22 protein-coding genes and 1 other annotated feature are annotated in these 23,670 nt (G+C 53.2%); of the genes, 18 read left to right on the top strand and 4 right to left on the bottom strand.

Annotated features, from left to right (window positions below):
* Positions 1–111 precede the first annotated feature (111 nt).
* Positions 112–2,130 (top strand): fructose-1,6-bisphosphatase, encoded by a 2,019-nt coding sequence (locus KCG48_RS06610; RefSeq protein WP_211800738.1) that lies wholly within the window; start codon positions 112–114, stop codon positions 2,128–2,130.
* A 129-nt stretch (positions 2,131–2,259) separates the two neighbouring features.
* Here KCG48_RS06610 and KCG48_RS06605 read toward each other — a convergent pair whose 3' ends face one another.
* Positions 2,260–3,054: a VOC family protein gene (locus KCG48_RS06605; RefSeq protein WP_211800736.1), complete on the bottom strand. Its 795-nt coding sequence runs from the start codon at positions 3,052–3,054 to the stop codon at positions 2,260–2,262.
* A 148-nt stretch (positions 3,055–3,202) separates the two neighbouring features.
* Entirely contained in the window at positions 3,203–3,679 is a 477-nt protein-coding gene (locus tag KCG48_RS06600) for a DUF1836 domain-containing protein (protein ID WP_211800734.1), read from the bottom strand.
* A 174-nt stretch (positions 3,680–3,853) separates the two neighbouring features.
* Between KCG48_RS06600 and trhA the strand changes: the two genes are divergently transcribed.
* The 5 genes from trhA to KCG48_RS06575 all read left to right on the top strand — a co-directional run bounded on the left by trhA (position 3,854) and on the right by KCG48_RS06575 (position 8,954).
* Complete coding sequence (trhA, locus tag KCG48_RS06595) at positions 3,854–4,501, top strand: PAQR family membrane homeostasis protein TrhA (RefSeq protein ID WP_211800733.1); 648 nt, start codon at positions 3,854–3,856, stop codon at positions 4,499–4,501.
* A gap of 180 nt (positions 4,502–4,681) precedes the next feature.
* The gene (locus tag KCG48_RS06590) at positions 4,682–5,731 is read left to right on the top strand and encodes a M23 family metallopeptidase (protein ID WP_211800731.1); all 1,050 of its coding nucleotides are present in this window, start codon (positions 4,682–4,684) and stop codon (positions 5,729–5,731) included.
* A 298-nt stretch (positions 5,732–6,029) separates the two neighbouring features.
* Complete coding sequence (locus KCG48_RS06585) at positions 6,030–6,290, top strand: hypothetical protein (RefSeq protein ID WP_211800729.1); 261 nt, start codon at positions 6,030–6,032, stop codon at positions 6,288–6,290.
* Between the two features lie 466 nt (positions 6,291–6,756).
* Positions 6,757–6,946: a binding site (T-box leader), on the top strand.
* 42 nt (positions 6,947–6,988) lie between these two features.
* Positions 6,989–8,425: a proline--tRNA ligase gene (proS, locus tag KCG48_RS06580; protein ID WP_211800727.1), complete on the top strand. Its 1,437-nt coding sequence runs from the start codon at positions 6,989–6,991 to the stop codon at positions 8,423–8,425.
* Positions 8,426–8,615: 190 nt separating this feature from the next.
* Complete coding sequence (locus KCG48_RS06575) at positions 8,616–8,954, top strand: hypothetical protein (RefSeq protein WP_211800725.1); 339 nt, start codon at positions 8,616–8,618, stop codon at positions 8,952–8,954.
* Between the two features lie 175 nt (positions 8,955–9,129).
* Here the strand turns inward: KCG48_RS06575 and KCG48_RS06570 are convergent, their stop codons facing one another.
* Complete coding sequence (locus KCG48_RS06570; RefSeq protein ID WP_211800723.1) at positions 9,130–9,936, bottom strand: nitroreductase family protein; 807 nt, start codon at positions 9,934–9,936, stop codon at positions 9,130–9,132.
* 31 nt (positions 9,937–9,967) lie between these two features.
* On the bottom strand, positions 9,968–10,444 hold the full coding sequence (gene ispF, locus KCG48_RS06565) for a 2-C-methyl-D-erythritol 2,4-cyclodiphosphate synthase (protein WP_211800720.1): 477 nt from the start codon (positions 10,442–10,444) through the stop codon (positions 9,968–9,970).
* 516 nt (positions 10,445–10,960) lie between these two features.
* Here ispF and KCG48_RS06560 point away from each other — a divergent pair.
* The 12 genes from KCG48_RS06560 (at position 10,961) to KCG48_RS06505 (ending at position 23,661) form a co-directional block, all read left to right on the top strand.
* The gene (locus KCG48_RS06560) at positions 10,961–12,247 is read left to right on the top strand and encodes an RnfABCDGE type electron transport complex subunit C (protein ID WP_211800718.1); all 1,287 of its coding nucleotides are present in this window, start codon (positions 10,961–10,963) and stop codon (positions 12,245–12,247) included.
* A 9-nt stretch (positions 12,248–12,256) separates the two neighbouring features.
* Entirely contained in the window at positions 12,257–13,720 is a 1,464-nt protein-coding gene (locus tag KCG48_RS06555) for an RnfABCDGE type electron transport complex subunit D (protein ID WP_211800717.1), read from the top strand.
* Between the two features lie 13 nt (positions 13,721–13,733).
* On the top strand, positions 13,734–14,681 hold the full coding sequence (locus KCG48_RS06550; protein ID WP_211800716.1) for an FMN-binding protein: 948 nt from the start codon (positions 13,734–13,736) through the stop codon (positions 14,679–14,681).
* A 14-nt stretch (positions 14,682–14,695) separates the two neighbouring features.
* Complete coding sequence (locus KCG48_RS06545) at positions 14,696–15,316, top strand: Rnf-Nqr domain containing protein (RefSeq protein ID WP_211800715.1); 621 nt, start codon at positions 14,696–14,698, stop codon at positions 15,314–15,316.
* Between the two features lies 1 nt (position 15,317).
* Complete coding sequence (locus KCG48_RS06540; RefSeq protein ID WP_211800714.1) at positions 15,318–15,893, top strand: Rnf-Nqr domain containing protein; 576 nt, start codon at positions 15,318–15,320, stop codon at positions 15,891–15,893.
* A gap of 464 nt (positions 15,894–16,357) precedes the next feature.
* Positions 16,358–18,346 (top strand): methyl-accepting chemotaxis protein, encoded by a 1,989-nt coding sequence (locus KCG48_RS06535; protein WP_211800713.1) that lies wholly within the window; start codon positions 16,358–16,360, stop codon positions 18,344–18,346.
* A 132-nt stretch (positions 18,347–18,478) separates the two neighbouring features.
* The gene (locus KCG48_RS06530) at positions 18,479–18,883 is read left to right on the top strand and encodes a bacteriohemerythrin (protein ID WP_211800712.1); all 405 of its coding nucleotides are present in this window, start codon (positions 18,479–18,481) and stop codon (positions 18,881–18,883) included.
* 25 nt (positions 18,884–18,908) lie between these two features.
* The gene (locus KCG48_RS06525; RefSeq protein WP_211800708.1) at positions 18,909–20,738 is read left to right on the top strand and encodes a FapA family protein; all 1,830 of its coding nucleotides are present in this window, start codon (positions 18,909–18,911) and stop codon (positions 20,736–20,738) included.
* Between the two features lie 157 nt (positions 20,739–20,895).
* The gene (locus KCG48_RS06520; RefSeq protein WP_211800706.1) at positions 20,896–21,351 is read left to right on the top strand and encodes a chemotaxis protein CheW; all 456 of its coding nucleotides are present in this window, start codon (positions 20,896–20,898) and stop codon (positions 21,349–21,351) included.
* 23 nt (positions 21,352–21,374) lie between these two features.
* Positions 21,375–21,860, top strand: a complete 486-nt coding sequence (locus KCG48_RS06515; protein ID WP_211800704.1) for a chemotaxis protein CheD — start codon at positions 21,375–21,377, stop codon at positions 21,858–21,860.
* A 14-nt stretch (positions 21,861–21,874) separates the two neighbouring features.
* Positions 21,875–22,900 (top strand): protein-glutamate methylesterase/protein-glutamine glutaminase, encoded by a 1,026-nt coding sequence (locus KCG48_RS06510; protein WP_211800702.1) that lies wholly within the window; start codon positions 21,875–21,877, stop codon positions 22,898–22,900.
* A complete protein-coding gene (locus KCG48_RS06505) occupies positions 22,891–23,661 on the top strand; it encodes a CheR family methyltransferase (RefSeq protein ID WP_211800701.1) in 771 nt (256 codons plus the stop codon). The genes KCG48_RS06510 and KCG48_RS06505 overlap by 10 nt, the downstream gene beginning before the upstream one ends.
* Positions 23,662–23,670 lie beyond the last annotated feature (9 nt).

Genomic DNA, 23,670 nt, shown 5'->3' with positions numbered 1-23,670 from the left:
TTTATGTCCCGATTTTGCGTTAAAGATGAAAGTAAGGAGCATTATTGAAGTAAACTTATAGTATAATTGAACAAAGCAAATGGAACCGAAAGTGAAATTGGAGGCGTTACCATGACCAACGAACTCACCGGAAAAGAAGTTCGGATAATCCGGGATCTGGATTACCTGGCGCTTCTGGCCCGGCAGCATCCCACCATCAACTCGGCAACGACGGAAATCATCAACCTGCAGGCCATCCTCGACCTGCCCAAAGGCACAGAGCACTTTATTTCCGATATCCATGGCGAGTTTGAATCTTTCCGCCATGTGCTGAAGAATGCCTCCGGTGTTATTCGGAACAAGATTAATGAAATCTTCGGCAATACCCTTCGGGAATCGGAAAAACGCAGTCTCGCCACACTGATCTACTATCCGGAAGAAAAGCTGGATATGATCGATATTAACGAACGGGAAATCAACGACTGGTACCGGATTCATCTGTTCCGGCTGATCCAGGTCTGCAAAACCGTTTCGTCCAAGTACACCCGGTCCAAGGTGCGAAAAGCCTTTCCCAAGGAATTCGCCTATATTCTGGATGAACTCATCAATGAAAATGAGGACCGGATCAACAAGTACGAGTACTACAACAAGATCATCGAAACCATCATCGATCTGGACCGGGCCCGTTCCTTTATCATCGCCATTTCTAACCTGATTCAGCGGTTTGCCGTGGATCGTCTCCACATCATCGGGGACATCTATGACCGGGGCCAGGGCCCCGACATCATCATGGACATGCTGAAGGAGTACCATTCCCTGGATATTCAGTGGGGAAACCATGACATGATCTGGATGGGGGCAGCCGCGGGCAATGAGGCCCTCATCGCCAATGTGGTGCGCATCACCTCCCGCTATAATCATCTGGAGCTACTGGAAGATCGCTATGGCATCAATCTTCTTCCCTTGGCCACCTTCGCCATGGACACCTATGGCAGCGAGGAGCTGGAAAAATTCATGCCCCGGGGTGTGGAGATCACGGAGAAGAACTTCAAGGAGATGGAAATGGTGGCGAAAATCCACAAGGCCATCTTCATTATCCAACTGAAGCTGGAGGCGGAGATCATTTACCGCCATCCGGAGTACGGAATGAATGACCGGATGATCCTGGACATGATCAACTATGAAGCAGGCACCATCACCTTGGGGGATAAGGAGTTCCCGCTGAACTCCAAGGAGTTCCCCACGGTGGATCCCGAAAACCCCTTTATCCTCACCGAAGGGGAAAAGACCGTGGTGGACCGCCTCAAGCGTTCCTTCATGAATTCCCTGCGGCTCAATGACCATGTGAAGCTCCTCTTTTCCAAGGGCAGCATGTACAAGGTCTTCAACGGCAATCTTCTCCTCCATGGCTGCATCCCCATGACGGAGGATGGCGAGTTCCTGCCCATCACCATTCAGGGTGTCGAGTATGCCGGCAAGGCAGCGCTGGATGAACTGGACCGCATGGCCCGTCAGGGCTACTTCAGCATCGACCCCGAGGCCAAGGAAGCGGGGCTGGATGCCATGTGGTATCTCTGGTGCGGACCGGCTTCGCCGCTCTTTGGCAAAAAGAAGATGGCCACCTTCGAGCGGTATTTCATCGAGGACAAGACCACCCATGTGGAAGTCAAGAATCCATACTATAGTGACCGGGAAAAAGTGGAGTGCATTGTGAAGATTCTCGAGGAGTTCGGGCTGGACACCCGCACCTCCCATTTGGTCAATGGCCATGTGCCGGTGAAAGTGGTCAAGGGCGAAAGCCCCATTAAAGCCGACGGAAAGCTCCTCGTCATCGACGGCGGCTTTGCCAAGGCCTATCAGAAGGAAACGGGCATCGCCGGGTATACCCTCATCTACAACTCCCACGGTATGAATCTCGTCAGCCATGAGCCCTTCGAGTCCACGGAGAAAGCCATCATGGAGGAGAAGGACATTGTCTCCACAGTCATGGTGCTGGAAAGTGCAAGGAATCGCCGCCGCGTTTCCGACACGGATACTGGGGAAGAGCTTCGGATCCAGGTGGATGATCTGCTTCAGCTGGTGGCCGCATATCGAAAAGGCTACATCAAGGAGTCCATCCACAGCGGTTATAAGGAATCCCGTACCGAATAAAAAAGCACGACAAAAAACGATCCCGGAGAAAACATTCTCCGGGATCGTCGTTTTTGAACGGGGAAAGATCAAACCCGTTCGTGGGATGGAGGAAACATTGTATCTGACCGTAAGGGTCAAGGAAGTTAGCTACGCTTGAAACCCGCGATAAACCTTATAGAGGATATTGTTGGGATCGCGCCTTTCCACCTGGTCCACGTCCTCTCCAAAGAGGTCGGTGAATACTGAAGCGTCCAGATACACGGTGAAGTAGCGGAGTCCGGGGTAACCGTCCTCTTTCTTCTCCGGACGTCCGCCCAGCCAGGTGTTCATGCCCAAATGATGGTGATAACCGTCCCGGGCATAGAAAAGGGCTCCGGGATAATTCAGGATTTTCTCCAGCCCCACGGTTTCGTGGTAGTGCTTTGCGGAGTCTTCCAGGTTCTGGACATGGAGATGGATATGGCCCATGACGGTGCCTTCAGGGAATTTTTTCGCCTGTTCGGTGGAGCGGGAAGCCAGGACGCCGTCCACATCCATGGCGACGGTTTCCATATAGACTTCACCGTTGACTTTCCAGGTATCTTCAGCCTTGTCCCGATAGACTTCAATGCCGTTGCCTTCGGGATCCGTCAGATAGATGGCTTCGGATACATGGTGATCGGAAGCACCGGATACGGGGATCCGGGAGGAGGCCACATGGTAGAGGAAGTTCCCCAGGTCAGCGCGGGAAGGAAGGAGCAGGGCAAAGTGGTAAAGGCCCACTTCATGGCGCCGGGTATGGCTGGTGGGATGGAGCACCAGAAGGGTTCGGGAACCGGCTTTCAATTCCACGGTGTCGTCCTTCTTCACGGCATCCAGTCCTAAATTTTCATAGTAGGCGGCCAGTTTTGCCACATCGTTGGCATTGATGTGTACGGCCCCTAATTGTATTGTTTTCTTCATCTTCATCGTCCTCAATTCCAGGTTATTTAGCTTAAGCACAATTAAGTTGTATCATACTTAATCTGATAGCTCTATTTTACCGTGAAGAGAGGGGGAATCCGTGACCGGAGGGTGAAGTAAAAGTGAACAATCGGAGAACAATTCTAGTTTAAAACGTGAGAGCTTCCTCGGCTAAGTCTGCAAAGTAGGCGGATAGAAGGGCGCGGATGAGGACGGTGGTTCTTGGATCTTCCGATAGGGTTTGGGCTGAGCGCTGGGTGCTCTCACCCAGATGGATAATGGCGGGGTAGACGGCGGAAAAACTCTCATAGAGGGCGTAGAGCTCCGTGACGCTCCCTTTTTCTATGGCGGCGGACAAAGGACCCAAGAGAAGCTTGATTTCAGGAAGACTTAAGGTGCGCTTGAGGATTTGGATCAGGGAGAGGAGCATCAGGTGCTCCCGGCTGTACTTCTTCTTTTTAGGAGGGAAGAGGATGCGGTCTTTGGTGTAGTTGTTAATCATGGTCTTGGTCAGGGGTTTTGCCGGATAGCGTTTTTCCATGAAGGTGATAACCTGATCCATGTAGAGGCCCAGATCGGGAATTTCTTCGATTTTTGGCAGGGTGAGCAATTCACGTGTTTCCATGGGTTCTCCTTGAAGTCCGGAGGGTTCCGGAGTTTTAATGTAGTTTTCATCACGACTTGATCTCATCTTAACCCGATGAGACCACAACTTCAATATTGCATTTTGGAAAACCTGCGTTATAATGTGAATATGACATAAGGTAGTTTTCAAAACTACATAAAAGGAGGACCTATGATGACAACAAAACGACTGCGTGAACCTGTGAATGCCCTAACCCATCTCATTGGGGCAGGGGTCTTTTTTGTGGGGACCCTGATCCTTCTGGCTCAGCGTCTCCTGGCGGGCGCTTCGGCAAAAAGCATTGCCGGAGCGGTGATCTTTGGGATCAGCCTCGTGCTTCTATATACGGCCAGCGGCATCTACCATGGGGTTAAGGGCAGCGACCGGACCATTGGGGTTCTGAAGAAACTGGACCACAGCATGATCTATGTGCTGATCGCCGGGAGCTATACCCCCATCTGTCTGGAAGTGCTGGAAGGAACCAAGCGGAATCTCATTCTTCTGATCATCTGGTCCATTGCGATCTTTGGCATTCTCTCGAAAATCCTTGTACCCAAGATTCCCCGGGTGGTTTATACCTTAGGGTATCTTCTCATGGGCTGGATGGTGGTCTTCTTCATCGGGGATGTGTATGCGGTTCTTCATCCCGTGGGCTTTTTTCTTTTAGCTTTGGGCGGGATTTTCTACAGCATCGGCGGCGTCATCTATATGGTGAAAAAACCCAATTTCTGGGCTGCCTTTGGATTCCATGAGCTCTTTCATATCTTCATCCTTTTGGGCAGTCTTTCTCACTATTTTCTGATTTTTTCATATCTGAGTTAATCCCATGGGGAAAAAGCGGTGACAAAGAAGTGTCATTATTGGCGCTCCGCCTCGATTTGTGAACTGTGTCGAATAAACCTTTAACTTTAAATCAATAATTTATTCCGATCTTCATAATTTCTTCATACTGAGATTATACGATGTAACAGTCGTAAGACAGTTCACCATTGGAGGAAAGTTATGAAAGGTTTGAAGTTCGCTGTCGCAGCGGTGGCCCTGTCACTGATTACCATCGGCACATCCGGATCCATCGTATTCGCAGAAGACATCAAGACGGAACTCACCCAGGTTGCCACTCAGCTGGAAACCGTGAGCAAGACTGCAGAGGAAACAAATCAGCAGCTCGCACAGCAGGTGAGCACGCAGGAAAAATTGAATATCGAAATTAGTTTTTATGATCAGCATACACGGGAGTTAACCGAAGCGGTGACCCTCGTCAAAACCAAGATGGACCTTTTGGATCATGGCCCTAAGGCTGTGGCTCCCATTCAGGCCATGTACCTGATACTCGCTGACAAGTATCTTGAGGTGGATAGCTTGGATCTGGAGAAGGCCGTGAATGGCGATCTGGATACCTTCCGTCCCTACTATGAGAACTTCCTTCGCAGCGAGGACAAGGCCACCATCAAGGAAGCCCTGGAAGCTCATCTGAGTTCCCTCACCGCGGAAATTGCGGTCAGTGAAACCGGACGAACCGAAGCCAAGCTTGCTTTAGTGGAGGTTTCCTCCAGCATTGAGCAGTTATCCGGCCAAGCGGCAGAAGTCAATGGACAGGTGCAGCTCCTTGCCCAGGAAAAACAGTCCATTGAATCCGAAATCAAGGCCAAGGAAGCAGAAGAGAAGAAAGCCAATTCCTTCATCAAGCCCACCAGCGGCAGAATCACCAGCCCCTTTGGCAACCGCAAGCACCCCATTACCCGCAGAATTACCTTCCATGAAGGAATCGATATCGCCAACTCCGCAGGAACCCGCATTCTGGCTTCCCGTACAGGCAAGGTCACCTTTGCCGGCTATCAGAGCGGACTGGGAAAAGTCATCAAGATCAGCCATGGCGGCGGAATTGAAACGGTCTATGCTCACCTCAGCGCCATTCAGGTTAGCGTAGGTCAGAGTGTGACCCAAGGTCAGCAGATCGGCAAAATGGGCAGCACCGGACGCTCCACCGGACCTCATCTTCACTTTGAGATTCGGATCAACGGAACTCCCGTGAACCCCAGCAAGTATATTTAGTCCAAACGAATGAAAGAAAGAAATTGACCAGGGAGCGAAAGCTCCCTGTTTTCTTTGCCCAAAACACCGCAATCCGTCATGAGTACTCAGCAATGGGCGGAAACGGTGACGTCTTTGGATAATCTTTGAAGTTGTTCATCTCCAGGTCATGAATTATGCACACCATCCACAAGATGTTGTGGGTAACTTTGCACGAAACACAAGATCTAGGCATAATCCGGGGATATAGGATCCATTGACAAATAAGAACATTTGTTCTAAAATGAAGGTAAGAATATGCAGGGAAGGAGTCCTCAACATGAGACAAAAGTTGAAACAGCCTTGCGAAGTCATCACTTATTTTCGAAACGGCAGGATCTATCCCCTGAAGTTCCGGTATTACCAGGTGGAATGTGCCCGATATCTCACCGTGGAGGTGGATCGGGTGTCCTTTATCCGTGTCCTCGAGCATAACGGTCTCAAGGAAATGACCTATCATGTGGAGGGAAGGCGTAAGCAGTTTAAAGACCGCTATGCTCTGTATCTGGAACCCCGGTCCAAAACCTGGTGGGTGGTATAGGGATTCTCCATTCCACAGTATGGTTTTGAGTTTGATCATTGCTGAAAAGTGCAGCTGTCACGAGGCAATCCCAGAGGATACTGTCTCCGGGGAGATTTTCTGTTAACGCTTTTCTTAGAGGAACGCTTTTGTGATTCGAAAAAGAGCTTTTTTATTAATGGACTTGTCGGTGAACGATTATGCTTATAGAAGTTTTACGAGTATAGTCGAATAAAAAGCAAAAAGAGTAAGTTTTACGAGTATAGTCGAACAAAAAGTTAAAAACAGAAGTTTTACGAGTATAGTCGAATAATTTTAGGTCCGGTCATGGTTGCTTCATGGTTTCGAGAAAGCATTACTTCAACGTGAAGTTTTTACGGCGGTCCCCGGGAGGTCCTCCGTCTGTTCACCGGTCACCGGTCACCGGTCACCGGTCACATTTTTGAAGCATCTTGACGCAGAAGGCCTTTTCCGATAGAATTGATTAGCAAAGACGTTGAAGAGAAACAGTACGGAAAGACTGCCTTCACAGCGAGAGGGAAATGGTGGAAGCCCTCAGGGAAAGGTTCCGGAACCCATCTTGGAGTTCTCATTTATGAGCGGGGAAAGCCGTTATCCTTTAGAGTGGATACATTGTATCAATTAGGGTGGTACCGCCGGACGTTCCGGCCCCTTGATTGGTACTTTTTTTGTGGTCAAAAAGATTTAGGAGGATGAATATGGAAAAAAACAAAAAACTCGTCGAAGCGATCACATCCATGGATGTGGATTTTGCGCAATGGTATACGGATATCGTCAAGAAGGCGGAACTCATCGAGTATTCCCTGGTGAAGGGAGCGGTGATTCTGCGTCCTTACGGATACGCCATCTGGGAAAACATCCAGGGTTATCTGGATAGGAAATTTAAGGAAACGGGCCATGAGAATGTCTATATGCCCATGCTCATTCCCGAAAGCCTTCTTCAGAAGGAAAAGGATCATGTGGTGGGCTTTGCCCCTGAAGTGGCCTGGGTCACCCACGGCGGCGAGGAGAAGCTTCAGGAGCGTCTGTGCATCCGTCCCACCTCGGAAACGCTCTTCTGTGAGCACTTCTCCAACATCATCCAGTCCTACAATGATCTGCCCAAGAAGTACAACCAGTGGTGCAGCGTCATCCGCTGGGAGAAAACCACCCGTCCCTTCCTGAGAACCTCCGAGTTCCTCTGGCAGGAAGGACACACCATCCATGAAACGGCGGAAGAAGCCCAGGAAGAAACCATCCGCATGCTGAATGTCTATGCCGATACCCTTCGGGATCTCTTGGCCATCCCCGTGGTCAAGGGAAGAAAGACCGACAAGGAGAAGTTTGCCGGGGCAGAAGCCACCTATACCATCGAAGCCCTCATGCACGATGGCAAGGCCCTGCAGTCCGGTACCTCCCATAACTTTGGCCAGGGCTTCGCGGAAGCCTTCGGCATTCGCTTCACGGGTAGAGACGGAAAACTGCAGCATGTCCATCAGACCAGCTGGGGACTGTCTACCCGCGTCATTGGCGCCATTATCATGGTCCACGGCGATGACTCCGGTCTCATCCTGCCCCCCCGCGTAGCCCCCACCCAGCTGGTGATCATCCCTGTGGCTCACCACAAGGAAGGCGTTCTGGAAAAGGCAGAGGAACTGAGACAGAAGATTAGCGCCTATGCCCGGGTCAAGGTGGATGCCACCGACAAGAAGCCCGGCTGGAAGTTCAGCGAGTACGAGATGAAGGGCGTTCCCCTCCGGCTTGAAGTGGGACCCAAGGATATTGAAAACAACCAGGTGGTTCTGGTAAGACGCGATACCCGTGAGAAGATGTTTGTGAACATGGATGATCTGGAAACTGTCATTCCCCGTCTCCTGGACGAAATCCATGATGCGCTCCTGGCCAAGGCCACGGAACGTATGCACACCATGACCTCCGTGGCGACCACGCCGGAAGAGATGCGCGAGGCTGCCGACCACAAGCCTGGATTCATCAAGGCCATGTGGTGCGGAGAGCTGAAGTGCGAAGAGGAGATCAAGGAAGTCTACGGACTGAGCTCCCGATGCATGCCCTTCGAGCAGGAAAAGGTTGCTGACCACTGCATCTGCTGCGGTAAGGAAACCGACACCCTGGTATACTGGGGTAAGGCGTACTAAAAGCAACTCTACGGATCCGCAAAACTGAATAAAATGGCTTCCCAGCCACAGCGGTATTCCTCACGGAAAGGATGACTAAGCTGTGAACGGGAAGCCAATTTTTTTCGAAAAATCTCTCCTGAGGAACGAAGGGAAGAAATCTAGCCTATAATAGAAGAAAGAGCACTGCAATTTCGAGGAGGGATGGACCATGCTGAAACTGGAGGAGATTCTTCGGGGCGAATACACCCTCCGGTCCGTGAAGGACCGGGAAGGGGACCTAGATTATTTTGTGGACAACTACGGGAAACCGCTGATTTTCCGCTATAAGATCGAAATGGAGTTTTTTCTGGTGTCGACGATACTCCTGCGCGTAGGACAAACAGAGATCTATTCCCTGCACTTTCTGGCAGACCGGGATCTTCAGTCTTCCATGAGCTTTGTGGAGCTGGATGCCCGGAAGCATCATCTTAAGCTCACCCAAGGAGAAGGAAAAAATGAACTGGTCGTGGTGGAAAATCCGCCCCTCCATCAGACCCATCTCCTGTAATATCGCGCATAATCACGAAGAGGTCTGCTTCCCTTGGGAGAAGCAGACCTCTTTGGTTTACAGGCTGTTTTTCGTCTGCTGTTTTCGCAGGACTTCTTCCCCCTCCACGGCCAGAAAAAGACCGAGAAGAAAGAGGAGCAGAAACACCTTTTTGCGGTTCAAAGGGATGATCATGTTAAGGCCTCCTTGGTTCCTCCAGAATTTCCACAGTGATCATGTACTCCATCTCCGGATGGCTGAACTCTTCCTTAATCAGATTAAATTTGAAATTCTTGGCTTTGATGGCAATGAGGAGATAGGCCAGGGCGATGCCCATGTCGATTTTGTTCAGGGAGCTGAACAGCTTATTCTTCACAAAGCCCAACTTGACGCGAGCTACGTGGACCTTATTGCCATCCACGGAAAAACGCCAGGGTTGGGTGTTGAAGGACGAAGGGGCGAGTCGTACGGCCTCGAAGAGAGGCTTGTATTTCCGTTTCACCGGCCCTTGGATGATGATGTCCGACAGTCCCCGGCGTTTATAGTAATCCAGGGGCGGATAAAGCTCCGCAGGATTTTGAGGATTGCCAAAGGCCACGAAGAGCACGGGAACCTCTTCCTCGGGAATCTCCAGATATTTTTGGAGAACTTCTTTGTCGGCACCGGGGTAGGTGATGCAGGTGGCGATCCCCAAATCATTCAAGGCCAGCACCACATGGGCTAGGGAATAGCCTGTGGCCTGGCGGAAGCCCGGTTTGGGTTCCATGGTGAGAATGAGGAAATGCGGGGCCTTCACCCGGGTGTAGGCGCCGAGAATTCCCGTGGCTTTCTCCGAGAATTCTTTCCCCTCCCGAAGCAGTCCATAGGTTACCTTCATGCCCTCGAAGAGATTGGGGGCAGTCTTCAGGATTTCCTCCACACGACGAAGGGAATCCTCATCCAGGCTGTCCATTTGAAAAGCCTTGGTGGATTTACGTTTAAAGATGTTTTCATAGAGTTCCAAGCGATTCCCCCCTAAGATGATCTCCCGATGGCTAGAAGCGTTTATCAATCATGACGATGACCTGGGCCGAGATGCCTTCTTTGGCGCCGGTGAAGCCCAGCCCCTCTTCCGTGGTGGCTTTAATGTTGATGTCTTCCACGGCGATCTTCAGAATGGCTGCCAGTTTTTCCCGCATTTCCGGGATATGGGGCTTCATCTTGGGTTCCTGGGCAATGATTGTGCCATCCACGTTAATAACCTTGTAGTTCTTTTCTTTGAGCAGCGCCTTGACCTTTGCCAGGAGTACCAGACTGTCAGCGCCTTTGTACTCCAAAGCTGTGTCGGGAAAATGGGTACCGATGTCCCCCAGGGCTGCAGCCCCCAGCAGGGCATCCATGAGGGCGTGGGTGAGCACATCTGCATCGGAATGCCCCAGAAGACCTTTGTCATGGGGGATCTTCACGCCGCCGATGATCAGGTCCCGGCCTTCCACCAGGCGGTGAACGTCATATCCTAATCCAACTCTCATCTTGTTCCTCCTAAAACGGTCATCCTGCAAGATGACCATTGATTTCTTCTCTCATTATACCATGACACGGGAAAAACGGGATTACCAGGCGGAAATCTCCCTCAAAGCAGGGGGAATGTGGATGAATGCGAAAATGTGAAAGATGAAAGTTGACTCATGAAATTCGAGGGGGAAGCGATGAATTGTCACGCAATAGATTCATTGTTTTTTACTGTTTTCTTGAAAACCTCCCAATTTCAGTCAAGATTGTTATGGTTTTGTTAAATTAACTCTAATTATTTGATAAAAATATGATTAATCAATGTAATGGTTTAAATTAATAAACTCGTGGGAAAATGCCGGAATATGGTGCAGATTTCGTTAAAATCAAATCAAATCTTGAACCGCAACCGTTTCAACTCTTTGGTTTTATGCTATAATTATTCAGGAAGTTAATAAGAATGACATAATTTTATGGGAGCTTGTGTGATTCTTAGTCTAAAACTTAACGAATCTCTGAAAGGTCGGGTGAACAGTATGTCAATATTGATTGGACCCATGAAGCTTCATCTTCACGGGCACAAAGAATTGACCAACCACAGCGAAGTGAGAGATATCCAAGCCGGGGAACGGGTATATATTCCTCTGATGGCATGTACGGATATCCTTGTGAAGGTGGGGGAACAGGTCAAAAAGGGAACCGTCATCGCCAAGCGCAACGATCATTTTGTTGTGCCGATTTTCGCCTCCGTTTCCGGAACTGTGGAAGGGGTAGAAGAACTCGAACATGCCACAGGCAGAGTCATTGAACACCTGGTCATCAAGAATGACGGCCAGTATACTTTTGAAGCGCCGTTTGCCCCCTTGGACGCTGACAAAGCCTCCGTGGAGGAACTGGTAAGCTTCATGATGAATGCCGGCATCGTGGGCTGCGGTGGAGCAGGATTCCCGTCCTATGTGAAATACAAGGGCGCCAAGGATGTGCACACCCTGGTCATCAATGCCGTGGAGTGCGAACCGTATATCACCGCGGATTACCGGATCATCGACGATCAACTGGAAAAGCTCATTCTGGGCACCAAAACCATGCTGAAAATGTCCGGAGCCAAGGAAGCCCTCATCGCCATCAAGAAAACGAAGAAGGATCTCATCGCCAAAGTGGAAGCCGGCATCAAGGGTCATGAAGGCCTGAAAGTAAAAGAAGTGCCGGATCAGTACCCCATGGGCTGGGAGAGAACCCTGATCTACGAGATCTTTAAAAAACGCTATGATAAACTGCCCGGAGAAATCGGGGTCATCGTCAATAATGCCACCACGGCCATCGCTTTCGCTGATGCGCTGCTGGAAGGCCGCCCCATCATGGACAAGATCTGCACCATCAGCGGTGACGGCGTCAAAGAACCCACCAATGTTCGGGTCCCTGTGGGCGTCCCGGTGAAAGAAGTGGTGGAGCAAATCGGCGGATACAGCGCTGAAGAAGTGACAATCATCGGCGGAGGTCCCATGATGGGCAAAGCCGCCACCACGGATGATGTGGTGATCACCACCTCTTCCAACGCCATCACCATCCTGAAACCTCAGCCTGTGGAAACCATCGCCTGCCTGCGCTGCGGCCGCTGCAACGACCACTGCCCTGCCGGTATTCTTCCTGTGCGCATTAATAATGCCGAGGAAGCCAAAGACGTGAAGCTTCTGGCAAAGCTGCGCGCCGACCAGTGCATCGAATGCGGCATGTGTACCTATGTCTGTCCGTCCAAGATCGAAGTGACGGAAGGCGTAAGACGCGGAAAAGCTCTGCTAAGAGCCTCTTCCGCCAGGAAGTAGGAGGGACGGATGATGAAATTTTTTGTAAAAGTGTCTCCGAACAACCGGGACAAGGACCACAGCACCCACGGCATCATGATGGAGCTCACGGTGGGACTTCTTGCCGTCTTTGTCTTCGCCATGGTTTTCTACAATCAGGAATACGGATTTAACTACGTTCTTCATGGACTGGGCCTCATGGGCACCTCCATCGGTGTCGCCCTGGTCACAGAAGTTCTCTATGCGCTGGCCACGAAAAAGGCCCTGGGCAGCCACCTGAAGAACTCCTTCACCCTGGTCACCGCCATTATTTTAACCCTCACCGTGCCCATCGGCACGAGCTTCTTTGCCATCGGCGTCGCCTCCTTCTTCGCCATCTTCTTTGGGAAGCTGGTCTTCGGGGGATTCGGCCATAATATCTTCAATCCCGCCGGTGTGGGCCGTATGGTGATTTTTGCCACCCTGGTGGGTTCCACCACGGCCGACATTACCACCAGCGCCACCCCCATCTCCGCCATGAAGAATGCCGGATGGATGATCAAGGACGCTGCCGTGACGGAGAAGTTCCTGGAGCAGTTCGGCGGACTGACGAACCTCTTCGTGGGCTGGTACCCGGGAGCCATTGGGGAAACCAGTGCCCTGGTCATTCTTCTTGTGGGTCTTTACCTGGCCTATCGCAAGGTGCTGGACTGGAAGGTTCCCGTGGTCTATGTGGGCTCCGTGTTCCTCTTCACCACCGTCATTGCCCTGGTCAATGGCATTGGCCTTTGGTATCCCATGTTCCATATCCTCTCCGGCGGCCTCATGTTTGGTGCGGTCTTCATGGCCACGGATCCCGTGACCAATCCCACCACCATCAGCGGACGAATCATTTTCTCCATTGGCTTTGCCATGTTCACTGTGCTCATCCGGCTGCAGTCCAATCTGCCCGGCGGCGTTGTTTATGCGCTGCTCATCATGAACATGGTGTCCCCGCTCATCGATAAGCTCACGGACGGATGGTCCATCTACTCCGTGAAGAAATACACCCTGGCCATTGTGGCCACCTTCGTCCTGGGCCTTGCGGTGACCTTCTTTGCCGGAAGCGAGCTAGAGCCCAAAGCGGTGGAGTTCCCCAGCGAAGACGGCGGCATCAAGATCTTCTCCGACAGCACGGCAAATCTTCCGGAAATTCTGGAAACCGTGGAGGAGGGAGACCTGGTCACCTACAAGATTTCCGCACCGGGCTATCATGCCTTGGAGGGAGGCGACGCCAATATTCTTAAGGTTACCCTGAATAAAGCCACCAAGACGGTGGACAGCGTCACCGTGGTTCAGGCCAACGATACGCCGGAACTGGGTACCCGCATTGAGGAAGAAAGCTTCCTGGAGCAGTTCAAGGGCATCACCTTTGACGACAAGGAGGCCTCCATTGACGCCATCAGCGGCGCCACGGTATCCTCCACATCCGTGGCGAAGGCTGTGCGCATCGCCATCGAAGAAATTGGAAAGTAGGGGGGAAACGGATATGAAAAAGAATGGATTTCGGGGCATCGGCATGATGCTCATCACCGTCCTCCTGGCCGGCGGGATTCTCGTCCTGGCCGATGGACTTCTTAGGCCCATCATCAATGGTGCTGGCGCTTCCGAGGATCAGGCGGTCCTGGAGAAGCTCTTTGCCGGGGTAACGGAGTTCACCCCCGTGGAGTTCACCGACGAATCCGGAATCATCCAGAAGGTCTATGAGGCCAAGGACGCCGGATATGCCTATATCCTGGAAAATCAGGGTTATGCTGCCCCCATCGGGTTTGCCGTGGCCTTGGACAATGAAGGAAAAATCACCGGGTATGAAGTGACGAGCTTCAATGATACCCCCAATATCGGCTCAAAAGTCATGGAAGAGCCCTTCATCTCCAGCATCGTGGGGAAAACCTCCACGGACAGCTTCGCCGTCATTTCCGGGGCCACCTTCAGCTCCAGCGCCGTGGTGAAGGGGCTGGATGCCGTGAAGCTGCACTTTAACACCATGAAGAACATTACGGATGATGGCCCGAAGGAACCGGCCACCCCCGTGGAGCCGCCGCTGAACTTTGGCGATTCCATCAAAATATTCCGTGAAGTGTCCCCCTCCAAGGTGGCCACCATCACCGGAAAAGAAGAAAATGGCGATGTGATCACCTACACCATCACGGTGCCGGGTTATGCCGTGCTGGAAGGCGGCTATGAGGGCGCCAAGCCTAACGTCCTCGTGGTCACGGTGGATAAGGCCGCCCAGACCATCGTCAGCGTGGAAGTCACGGAAGCCAACGACACCCTGAACCTGGGCACGAAGATCTCCCATGAGGACTTCCTGGCGCAGTTTAAGGATCTTTCCTATGCCGATGAGTCCGTCTCTGTGGATGTCATCAGTTCCGCAACCGTCAGCAGCACCTCGGTGGTCAATGCCGTTCTGGCAGCCATCCAGGCCAGCAAGTAGGAGGGATGATTAGGATGGAAAAAAAGAAAATCGGGCTCTTTGCCCATAATCCGCTACTGAGTCTGGCTTTAGGACTCACCACCGCCCTGGCGGTGACCACAACCTTGACCAATGCCGCTGCCATGGGGGTCATCACCCTGGTGCTCTTCTTCCTCACCGCCATTTTGTGCGGAATGGTGAACAAAGTCGTGGCACAGGAGTACACCTGGGCTGTGGATGTGGTGATCATCGCCATGCTCACGAAGCTCACCGAACTTCTGGTTCTGGCCTTTGCGCCAGCCCTGGCCCAGAATGTGGGAATTTTCCTCCCCCTTCTGGCTGCCAACTCCCTGCTGTTCTTCTCTGCTGGACTCTTTGATGACGAAACCAGCCAGGGGGAGAGCCTTCAGGAAGGATTTATGGCCGGGATTTACTATCTGGTGGCCCTGCTGGTCGTGGGTTTCTTCCGGGAACTTCTCGCCACAGGCGGGATTCAGCTGGTGAATCCCCTGAATGGAAATGAACTCACCGGATTTACCCTCATTCCTTCCGCCTATGTCCTGGCGCTCTTCGATAAACCGGAAGGGGCCCTGCTCACCGTAGCTGTAGTTGGTGCGCTCTTTGCGTTCCTCGGCAGCAGAAAGGGAGGAAAGTAAGATGGAAAATATCCTGGAAATACTCTTTGGAACGCTGATCATCAACAATCTGGCTCTGAAAAAGTTTGTGGGCCTCAGCCAGCTGACCCGTCCGGGACAGGATGAGTCAGAAACCCTGACCCTGGGCCTCAGCGCCGCCTTTGTCATGCTGGTGTCCAGCCTGGCATCCTACGGAATTCACACCTTTGTTCTTCTGCCTGCGGGCCTCACCGTCCTCAACACCCTGGTGAATGTGGTCCTCATGGTGGCTTCTGCGGCAGCGGTCATGGCCTACCTGAAGGGAAAGAAGCCGGAGCACTATGCGGCGCTGAAGAATGCGCTGCCGATCCTCTCCATCAATTCGGCCATTCTGTACCTCCTTCTGACCAACGCGCAAAATGAACTGGATCTTCCCACGGTGCTGGCCACCTCCATTGGTGCTCCTTTGGGTCTCCTCTTCGCCTTTGTCCTCTATGGTGCGGTGAAGGAAAGACTGGCGGTATCCGATACCCCCAAAGCCTTTAAAGGACTGCCTATTCTTCTCGTTTATGCCGCCCTGGCGCTCATGGCGCTTTCCGGACTCAACGGCATTTTCTAAGCTCTGATGATGACCCCCGGTCTGGGTTTTCCCATGGAAAACTCCGACTGGGGGTTTTTTTGCCCTACTTTGTGAATTGCACTAAAGATTGGGCTGGGGAGAACATTATCCACAGAAAATGGCGTTGGATTGGGGGTATTGCACAGGATACTCACATGAAATCCAAAGAACTGTGGACAAATCTGTGGATAAGTAGGATAACTTTTTGGAGAGTCGGGAGGAAAACGGGGGATTTTTTCGTTTTGGTGAGTTTTCCCGAGGAACTGCACAGTTATTCCACAAGTTATCCCCAGGACTTTGTGAATGATGTGAGTAACGGAACATGTGTGCTTGAAAAATTATTGTTATTTTTCGGTTAATTTCAGACAGAATCAACCGATAGAAGGAAGGATAGAATACGTGCGGCTTCTGGAAGGGTAATGTTCGTTTTTTGAGGTCAGCACATCAATTGGGGAGTATGCAACATGAAGATTCGCAGCAAGTTAACCCTCAGCTTCACCACCCTGGTGGTGATTCTGGCCCTGGCGTTGGGTCTGGTATCCATGCTCACCGCCAGCCGTCTCCTGGAACAGGGGGCCAAGGAGAGCCTCCGCGACCTGGCCGTCAACGGTGCAGGTCATGTGGCCAGCGGGATTCAGGTAGACCGTCAGTCCTTGGAGGTATTGGCCGAGGTGGATGACATCCAGACCATGAGCCTGGACAAAATCTATCCCTTCCTCAACGATCAGACCCGGAAACTGGGGTATCGTGTCATCGGGGTTCTAACGCCCGATGGGGAGGTTCACTACAGCAGCGGGGAAAGCACCCGGCTGGATCAGGGGGACCCTGCTCTTCTGGCCCTTCGGGGAAGCCGAAATGCCCTGAACTTCACCGTGAACTCTGCCATCAAAGACACCCTCTTGGTCATCTCCACTCCCATTGCCTCGGAAGGAAAGGTGGTGGGTGCCCTGGTTGGGCGCATGGACGGCAAGGAGTTCAACAATCTTGCCGGAGAAATTCGCTATGGGGAGCGGGGCTATGCCTTTATCATTGATGCTTATGGCAATGTCATCGCCCATCCCGATGCCGAAAAAGTGGCAGCGGGGTATAATCCCATGACGCAGTCCGAAACGGATCCGACCCTCCTTTCAGCGGGAAATCTCGTCCGGGAAGTGCTCACCTCCCGTAACGGCATGACGGAGTATGAACTGGACGGGGTGACCCATCTGGCGGCGTACACACCCATCCAAAATACGTCCTGGACCCTGGTGGTCACGGCCGAAAAAGCGGAAGTCCTGGGAAATCTCCCCGTGCTGCAGAAAAACATTCTGCTGGTGTCCGGAGGGGCCATCCTTATGGGGATCCTTCTCACTCTCCTCATCGGCAACAGCATCGTCAAGCCCCTAGTTCCCGTGGTGAGCATGGCGGAGAACCTGGCCCAGCTGGATCTTCGGGAGGATCTTTCGGAAAAGAGCCTCACGGCCAGGGATGAAACGGGGGACATCGCCCGGGCCCTGCAGTCCATCATTCACAGTTTCCGCGATATCCTGGTCCAGGTGGATGCCTCTTCCCTCCATGTGGCTGCAGCCGCAGAAGAGCTTCAGGAGAATACCCGGCGCACGGGAGCTTCGGTGAAGGAAGTGTCCGCCACCGTGGAGGAAATCGCCAAGGGTGCCTCCGATCAGGCCCGCAGCACCGAAGAGGGCGCGGTGAAGGCGGCGGATCTGGGAGAAAAGATTGCCGAAAATCAGCTGCATGTGGAGGAGATCCAAAGCTCCGCCCGGGAAGTGGAGTCCATCGTTCAGCTGGGCGTGGAGGATATGGAGAAGCTCATGGCCATCACCCAGGAGGTCAAGGCTTCCGTGGAAGAGATCAGCGGGGTCATCGGCCTCACCAATGCCAGTGCCCACGGTATCAGCGAAGCCAGCACCCTCATCGCCAGCATTGCCCAGCAGACGAATCTTCTTGCCCTTAATGCCGCCATTGAAGCTGCCCGGGCCGGTGATGCCGGACGGGGATTTGCCGTGGTGGCAGAGGAAATCAAGAAACTGGCCGAGCAGTCTTCCCGTTCCACCGCCGCCATCGACAAGGCGGTGGAAGAGCTGAAGAAAAATGCCGGCAATGCGGTGAAATCCATGAAGGCCGTCCGGGACATTGCCCTGGAGCAGGCCAAGGGCGTGGAAGACGGCCAGGCGCAGTATGAAGCCATTCAGCACGCCATGGTGGGGACTACGGAGGCGGCTGTGCGCCTTAACAGTTCCGGGGAGGCCATGATGGCCATGCGGGAAGGAATCCTGGGCACCCTGGAAAATCTCACCGCCATCGCCGAGGAGAACTCCGCCGCCACGGAGGAAGTTTCCGCCTCCATGACCGAACAGTCGGCGGCCATGGAAGAGATGGCTGCAGCCAGCGAAAGTCTCACCCAGCTGGCGGAGGATCTTCGCCGGATTCTGGGCGGATTCAAAATGATGTAAGGCACCGGATGGGATTTTTCCAAGGAGAAATCCCGTCCGTTTTTCGTCTTCTTGCGGAAATATACTTTGATCCCCTTAAGATTTCGCCAAAGTGACCGATAGGGAATAGACAACAGTCAAGGAGGACAAGACATGATTTACTGGAAAAAAGAGTACGAAGTGGGGATTCCGCTCATCGATGAGCAGCATGAGAAGCTCTTTGAGATTGCGGCCCGCGCATATAGCCTCTTGAAGAACGAGTTTCTGGAGGACAAGTTTGACATGATGACGGCCATTATCCACGAACTTCAGGACTACACCGTGTTTCACTTTGAGACAGAAGAGAACTACATGGAGGAGATCGGCTACCGTAAGCTCTTCAGCCACAAGGTCATGCATGCGGAGTTCGTGAAGAAGATCTACTCCGTAGATTTCGAGGCCATGGACGACGATCAGGAAGGGCATATTCTGGCCATTCTGGAAATGGTGGTGGCTTGGATTGAGCATCATATTTTAACCAAAGACACTCTATACGCTGCAGAGCGGCCGGGGGTCTGAGTATAAAAAAGGGGAGGGAAGAAGGATGATCCTGGAAGCATCAAGCAGGGATGAGGCCCTGGCACGGGCCATGCTCCATTTCGGCTGCAAACAAGACGAGCTTCATTTGGTGGAGCTGGAAAAACCGCAGGGGAAACTCCTCGGGCTGTGGAAGAAAAACGGAAAGTACGAGATCCAGCGAAAAGCTGCCGCCGTGAAGCCGATCTCCGAGGATCGGGACGGCGCGGTGGCCGTGGTTCAAGGGCAGATCCGGGTAAAGGGTCCCGTGGGACGGGGGTCCGATCCGGTCCTCACCTTCAGCCATCCCCAGATGAGCGTCCTGGTGAACGGAAAGAATGCCAGCGGTATGGTTCGGCTGAAGGAAGAGGACGAGGTGACCGTGACTTTCGAGGATCTTCCGGCGTTCACCGGCGTCAAGGTGGAGTACAGCGACGATCTGACCCAGGCCTATCTCAAGATTCAGCGGGAAAAGGGCCGGCATTTTGTGCTGGAGGATCAGCCCGGGCAAGCCCGCCTTCGCCTGGAACCCAAGGAACGGGAAGTGGAGCCTCGGCTGGTGAAGGAAAGCGAATGCATGGAGCTTCTGGGCAATCATGGGGTGCTTTTGGAGCTAGTGGACCGCAATGCCGTGAAGATGGCCTGTGAGGCTTTGGAGAGCATCCGTGTTCCCGTGGCCTTGGGCCAGGCGCCGGTGAGGAGCCGAAAAGCCCAGATCGATTATGCTGGAGAGCTTTTTGTCCAGTCCGTGCAGCATGGCATTGAACCGGTCATCAAGGCCGGGACCGTGCTGGCGGTGAAACGCGCCAGTGCCGTCATGGGCAAGCCCGGCATGGATGTCAAGGGCAGAGCCATTCCGGTGGAGCGGGTGGTGGATGAGGGGCTTTTTGCCGGAGATGGAGCACAGCTTCTGGAGAATCAGGTGGTGGCGCTCATCGACGGGCGTCCCTGTCTCAAAGCCGGACGGATCAGTGTGATTCCCCTCCTCACCGTGGTGGGAGATCTGGACAAGGACACCGCCAACATCAACTTCAAGGGGGATGTGGTGGTCAAGGGCAATGTCCAGGATGAGATGGTCATCCGGTCCACAGGAGACATTACGGTGCTGGGGTCGGTGTACCATTCGGAGATCATCGCTGACCGCAATGTGCTGGTGGAGGGCAAGATCATCGGCGGGCGCACGCTTGCGGGAAACGAAAATCAGCTCTACATGAGCCTTTTGCCTCACCTGGAAAGCATGCAGCGGGACTTGGAAGGGCTCTTTCAGGTGATCCAAAGCGAAGGTCTGGCCGATGTGCCCTATCTTCTTCAGGTCCTCCAGGAAACGGCGGAAAAGGTGGAGGCGAATCTGGCCCAGCTGGAGAGGGCCCTTCTTTCCTTGAGCGAGGAGCAAAAGGAAGAGCTGGAGCAGCTGAAGCGGAAGATTCGACACGCTTTCTTTGAGATCCGTCTTCTTCGGAAGGAAGGCTTCGAGGAACTGAACGAAACCTATATCCTCCTCAGCGGTCTGGTGCGGCTTCGGAAGGACGAGATCCTGGAACCTTGCATGGTCAAGGTGAAGTACGCCCAGAATGCCCTCATTTCCTCCAGCGGCCATGTGGTGGTCACAGGGAAAGGCAGCTATCTCTCCCGCATTCAGGCGGGACAGGAAATCCACTTCACCGCCCTGGACAGCGTGGTGAAGGGCGGAACCCTCATTGCGGGGAAGATCATCCGGGTGGGCTATGTGGGCAGTCCCGGAGAGATTCCTACCCTTTGTCAGGTCCTGGATCCCCACGGGGAAATCCGGGGAAAATTCCACAAGGGCACGACGCTGCTCTATCACGATAAGATCCGGGAATACCTGCCGGTGGAATAGGGAAAAAGCCAGCCCAGTCCAAGGAAATCCCTTGTGCCGGACTGGTTTTTTTCCACCCGGGGAGTACCCGAAGGATTATTCTTTCCCCTCCTCCATTAATTTGTGCAAAAAAGAGTCGATATGGAGGATATCGAAGTATTTGGGAGGCCAATGGAGCATGAAGCAAGTCATCATATTCAGCAACTGTGATCAGAACTTCGCCCTGGATATCGCCAGGATCGAACGGATCATCGAATACACCACCCCGAAAAAAGTTCCAGAAACCGCAGAGTTTCTGAAGGGAGTCATTCCCTACAATGGACAGGTTCTGCCCATCATCGACCTGAACCGAAGGCTCTATGGGGTTAACGCCCAGGATTCGGAGAAAGCCAAAGTCATCGTCATCTCCTGGAATGGGACCTTCTTAGGCCTCATGGTGGATGAGGTGCTGGGCATCCGAAACCTGGAGGAAACCGCCTTTGAAGATGCCGCTTTAGGCGATGGAAGGCTCTCCCGGGAGTATGTGCGGGGCTTCATCAAGACTGGGGAAGACCTCATCATTCATCTGGACACGGACAGGCTCTTTGACTTCCGACAGACGGAGGAAATCCTTGCCTTGGACACCCCGCAATAATGGAAACGGGAGTGCAAGGACGAATGGAGAATCAATGGAAAGTCGGCATCGGAGACTATAAGGTCACCAAGGATCCCGACAGTCTCATCACCTTAGGGCTGGGCTCCTGCGTGGGCATCGCCCTCTATGACCGGACCCGGAAGATTGGCGGTCTTAGTCATATCATGCTGCCGGACAGCACGGCGTTCTCCCGGGAGGTTAAACCGGGTAAATTTGCCGATCTGGCCATTCCGCTCATGGTGGAGGAGCTCACCGCCCAGGGAACCCTGAAGCGAAATCTGGTGGCAAAGATCGCGGGCGGGGCCAGCATGTTCAACTTCCCGGACCGCAAGCTTTCCTCGGATATCGGACGCAGGAATGTGGAAGCGGTGGAAAGGGTGCTCACGGAGCTGGAGATCCCCATCATCGGCCGCCATACGGGGGGAAGCGCCGGGAGAACCATGGTGGTGGATCTGGCGGATTTCCAGGTGGATATCCGCATGGCCGCCAAGAATATCATTACCTTATGAAGGGAGGAGTCCTCATGGCAATACGGCTTTTGGTGGTGGATGATTCCGCCTTCATGCGCAAGGTCGTGGCCGACGCCGCCCTGGAAATCCCGGGGGTGGAGCTGGCTGGCATTGCCCGCAACGGGGAAGATGCCCTGGAAGCCATTGAACGGCTAAAACCCGATCTGGTGACCCTGGACATTGAAATGCCGAAGATGAACGGGCTGGAAGCCCTGAAGATCATCAAGGAACGGTATCCGGAGCTGCCCGTGGTCATGCTCAGCGCCTATTCCAAATCGGGAAGCGCCGTGACCATGGAAGCCCTGGACCTAGGTGCTCTGGATTTCATCGAAAAATCCCCCGACAAGATGAATGACCTTCGCGCTTCCCTGGAAGGGAAGGTCCTGGTGGCCCAGGCCCTGAAGGAGCGGAAGGAGGACAAGGTCTTCCAGCCTCTGGCGAAAAGGCCCGAGGTCAAAAAGCAGGACGACGTCCGGGCCCTGGTCATCGGGGCCTCTACAGGAGGACCCAAGGTGCTGTTTGAAATCGTCCAGGCCCTTCCGGAGAATCTCTTCATTCCTGTCTTCATCGTGCAGCACATGCCCAAGGGCTTCACCGCTTCCTTTGCGGAGCGGCTCAACAGCGGCTGCAAACTGAAGGTGGTGGAAGCTCAGGATCAGATGCCGGTGCTTCCCGGAGTGGTCTATGTGGCCCCTGGGGATTTCCATATGACCGTGGACGGCCACCGGATCCGGCTGGATGAAAAGCCCAAGATCCACGGGGTCCGCCCGGCGGCCGATCCGCTATTTTTCTCCGCCGCAAAAGTCTACGGCCCAGGCCTCATGGGGATCATCCTCACCGGCATGGGAAAAGACGGGGGCCAGGGGCTCCTGGCGGTGAAGGAAGCCGGCGGCACCACCTATGTCCAGGCCCGGGAGTCCTGCGTGGTCTACGGTATGCCAGGCCATGCCTTGGCTTTAGGCGCCGTAGAGGAGGTTCTCACCCTGCCGGAAATCAAAGAAAAGATGAAACGAATCGTCAAGGGGAAAACATGGAACTAGAATTTGAGTATTTTAATGAATGGGCTAGGGACAGCCTGAAGCTGGACCTTAGCGCCTACAAGGAAAAACAGCTGCAGCGGCGCATCGGCACGGTGATGAACAGCGCAGGGGCAAAAAATCTTCGGGAATACGCCCATCTGATCCAAAAGGATGAGAAGGTAAGGCGCCTCTTCCTGGACTACATCACCATTAATGTCACGGAATTTTTCCGCAACAAGGAAATCTTCCAGGAGTTTGAGACAGTGCTCACCCAGGACCTGGCCAAGCGCTTTGGCAGTCTTCGGATCTGGAGCGCAGCCTGCTCCATTGGGGCGGAGCCGTACTCCATCGCCATGATCCTGGACCGGCATCGAATCCAGGGTGCCAGTATTCTGGCCACGGACATCGACGAGACAATTCTCGGGCGGGCCCGGGAGGGGCTCTATCGGGAAAATGAGCTGAAAAACCTCACCCCGGGGGATCTGGAACGCTTCTTCACCCAGGAGGATGGCCACTACCGCATTGCGGAGCGGCTGAAAAAGACGGTGACGTTCCAGCGGCATGACCTGCTGCTGGATCCCTACGAGAAGAATCTCCATGCGGTGATCTGCCGAAATGTGACCATCTACTTTAAAAATGAAGCCAAGGAAGACGTGTATCGCCGGATCAGCGACGCCTTGGTCCCGGGGGGCGTATTTTTCACCGGCGCCACGGAAAGCATCTACAATCCGGCGGGGTACGGCTTCAAGAAGCTGTCCACCTTCCTATTTGAAAAAGTCTGATCGGGGGAG

This window comes from Proteiniclasticum sediminis, assembly GCF_018128025.1.
Lineage (GTDB): Bacteria > Bacillota > Clostridia > Clostridiales > Clostridiaceae > Proteiniclasticum > Proteiniclasticum sediminis.
Note: the sequence above shows the minus strand (reverse complement) of the source record. Positions and strands in the feature narration are given on the sequence as shown.